This window comes from Pseudomonas sp. P5_A2_2, assembly GCF_054177685.1.
On record NZ_JBGCUL010000494.1, the window covers coordinates 1 to 3,326 of the forward strand.

A 3,326-nucleotide genomic window follows, 5' to 3' on the forward strand; every position below is an offset into this window, starting at 1 on the left:
GGCGTGACCACCGGGCGTGACCACCGGCGTCGGCGCGGTGCTGTTCACCGCGAAGGTCGAGGCCGGCGCGAACGTCGTGGTGTTCGGGCTCGGCGGGATCGGCCTCAACGTGATCCAGGGCGCGAAGATGATCGGCGCCGACAAGATCATCGGCGTCGACCTGAACCCCGCACGCGAAGCGATGGCGCGGCAGTTCGGGATGACGCATTTCATCAATCCGAGCACGGTCGAGAACGTCGTCGATGCGATCGTTCAACTCACCGATGGCGGCGCGGACTACAGCTTCGAATGTGTCGGCAACATGAAGCTGATGCGCCAGGCGCTCGAGTGCACGCACAAGGGCTGGGGGCGCAGCATCATCATCGGCGTCGCCGAAGCAGGTGCCGAGATCAGCACACGGCCGTTCCAGCTCGTCACTGGGCGCAAGTGGGAAGGCTCGGCGTTCGGCGGCGCGCGCGGGCGTACCGACGTGCCGAAGATCGTCGACTGGTACATGGACGGCAAGATCCGCATCGACGAGCTGATCACGCACAAGCTCAAGCTCGACGACATCAACGAAGGCTTCGCGCTGATGAAGCGCGGCGAGTCGATCCGCTCGGTGGTGGTCTACTGAGGCTCACAGAATGGTCAGCGAAAGAAGAGCCGACATCCACGGCACGTCGTTGCTCGACGTGCTGGTCAGCCGCAAGCGGTGGGAAGCCATTGACATCTGCAGTTTTGACCTGATACCCACCTCAACGTGCTCGTTGCCTCAGTTCGAACCCGGTGCACACATCGACGTGCATCTGCAGAACGGCCTGGTGCGACAGTACTCGCTAAGCAACAGCCATGAGGAGCGCGATAGGTACCGGATCGCAGTTCTGCGAGATCCTCGCTCGGGGGGAGGCTCCGTTGCAATGCACGACGAAGTGCATGAAGGCACGCAGATCAGAATCTCGCCCCCGAAGAACTTTTTCGCGCTGGGCACGCCCACTTCCCACTGTCTCCTGCTTGCCGGTGGAATCGGGATAACACCTCTCTTGTGCATGGCGACCGCGTTGACGAGATCGTCCGCAAACTTCGCCCTCCACTACTCCTGTCGATCGAAGACGCGTGCAGCGTTCTATGAAGAAATCCGGGCTTCGGCGATTGAACAATCAACGCATTTCTACTTCGACGACGAGGGCAGCGCGCTTGACCTACCCAAGGTGCTGGGTGAATCTCCCGCGAACACCCAGATCTTCGCCTGCGGGCCGAATGGATTTCTGAACTACGTTCTCACGACCGCGGCCGCAGCTGGAGTTCCGGATGAAGACGTTCACCGCGAGTATTTCGGCGGCAATGCCGGAGCGATCGCAGCCGGCGATGCATTCCAAGTGATCRTGGCCAGTACCGGCGAGCGCATCGACGTCGCCAGCGACGAGACCGTTGTTACCGCCCTGTCAAAGAGAGGTATCGACATCGCAGTCTCTTGCGAGCAAGGTGTCTGCGGAACATGCACGACCAGGGTTCTGGACGGTGTCCCGGATCATCGAGACTATTTCCTGACGGCGCGAGAGCGCGCGAACAACAACGTCTTCACCCCGTGCTGTTCGCGGTCGAAGACAAAGACGCTAACGCTTGCGCTCTAAGGACCTTCGCAGCTCAGGGCCGATCCGCGTTGCATGATGGCCAGACCGCGTAAATCGTCCCAGCGATGGTGACGGCAATCGCAGCCTTGTCGATGAGCCGCTTTCTCGCTGTGCGCGAGTGCTTCCGAACTGCGTGGGTTTCGGCACTGCCGCGTCTGGCTACTGCTTGCAAAGGCAGCAGGGTCGGGCCGCACTGATTGCAGAAGCGTGCCGTTGCGCGTCCCCCCAGGCGGGGCGGTAAGGGCGGCTTCCGCGTTCATCTCCGAATGCAATACGTTTGCTCCTACGGGCAGGCGCTTGCCGTGGGCCGTCAAAAGGGGAGATCGAGATCGGCCTGTCCCACCTGCGATTTTGGGCTTCGGGACCGTCGGCGCCCGAATCGCGCGCAATGATCTCGGGCTAGGCAGCGGCGGAGTGAGCGACTATTTGATCGACGCAGGCGGGAACGAAGAATTCAACAGGCTTTGCACATCGCCAACGGTAGGTCCGCGCCGGCGGATTCAACCGCGGCCTGTGACTGGCGGCACGCTTTTCGTCACTCGGCCCTGCGCCCGTGATTGACCCTGGATGGGGTTGGCTATTGACTTGCGGAACCGTCACTCAGGCCCTCAGGCTTCGTGGAAGCAAGTTGCCGAGGAAGCCGTGCCCGGCGCCGCAGTCTTGACGGCCGACAAGGTCTAACCGGGCTCGGGCGCAAGATGCCAAGATGCCGAGATGGGATGCCACAAAGCTGCCCGTCACCAGCGACAGGAACTGGCCGACTGCGGTCTTAGCCGAGTGCCTGCCTCAGGCCTTCGCTTGGTCGATCGCCCGCGTTGTGAAGCGCCTCCAACTCGAACACACCAGGCCAGCCACGAGCCAAACGTCACCCACACACCAGCACGTCCGGTACTTCAGGCAGCCGTTCGATGCGCGGCCAGTCGAGCGCCAGCAGCACCCGTGTCATGTTCTTGCCGCACCAGACGTCGACCCGGTCCAGCGGCTTCCACGCATAGGCGTCGACCTCAAGCGTCGGTAGGCCGCTGGCGTGATGCGGGAAGCTCGTGTAGCAGCGGCAGGCGCTGATTTCGAAAGCGTCCACCGCCACACGCAACGCGAACAAGTGCAGCCGCTTGGCCGGCAGGTAGTCGTACAGACCGAGGTCGTCCAGCGACTGCGGCTCGAGCGCGAGCGAGGTCTCCTCCCAGACTTCGCGCAGTGCCGTCTGAATGGCCGACTCGCCCGGGTCCTGCACGCCTTTCGGCAAATCCCAGCGCGACGTGCCCGTGGTGTGGCAAACGAACACTTCGCGCCGCGCATTGAGAATCACGACACCGCAGGAGACAACCTTGACCATCCGTCTAGCCTAGCAAACGCTTTCACGGCCGCGTTGGTCGGCTCATTTCAACTCGCGCGTCCATGCGTGAACGGCGAGCAACGCGCAGCGCTATTTCCGGGCCCGCAGATGGATGGTTGTCCGCCATGACTCTCCGACTCAGGCGTGAGCGAGTGTCGGCACGGAAGGACCAATACTGGCCCAGTCGAAACTCAAACAAAGCAGCCAACTCGAATCGGTGATGTAAGAACACCACGACCTTGGAGCCAGCTTGCAATGGCGAGTCGTATGGCGACCAGTTCGTGCCGCAAACGAAAAAGGCTAGCAGGTGCTTACCTGCTAGCCTTCACGTTTACTGGTGGGCCCTGAGTGACTCGAACACTCGACCTACGGATTAAGAG

Annotated in this window: 2 protein-coding genes and 1 pseudogene; 2 read left to right on the forward strand and 1 reads right to left on the reverse strand. The window is 61.9% G+C overall.

The window, feature by feature from the left end; translation table 11 throughout:
• Positions 1-13 precede the first annotated feature (13 nt).
• Positions 14-613, forward strand: a pseudogene (locus ACXRVY_RS21060) (zinc-binding dehydrogenase); the annotation flags it as partial.
• A 49-nt stretch (positions 614-662) separates the two neighbouring features.
• A complete protein-coding gene (locus tag ACXRVY_RS21065; RefSeq protein WP_458238154.1) occupies positions 663-1,610 on the forward strand; it encodes a PDR/VanB family oxidoreductase in 948 nt (315 codons plus the stop codon).
• Between the two features lie 865 nt (positions 1,611-2,475).
• On the opposite strand, the gene ACXRVY_RS21070 is transcribed toward ACXRVY_RS21065, so the two are convergent.
• Complete coding sequence (locus tag ACXRVY_RS21070; protein WP_458238153.1) at positions 2,476-2,946, reverse strand: NUDIX hydrolase; 471 nt, start codon at positions 2,944-2,946, stop codon at positions 2,476-2,478.
• Positions 2,947-3,326: the final 380 nt, after the last annotated feature.

Coding starts and splice junctions, on each gene's coding strand:
- ACXRVY_RS21070 (WP_458238153.1), bottom strand. CDS start 2,946: ATGGTCAAGGTTGTCTCCTGCGGTGTCGTGATTCTCAATGCGCGGCGC.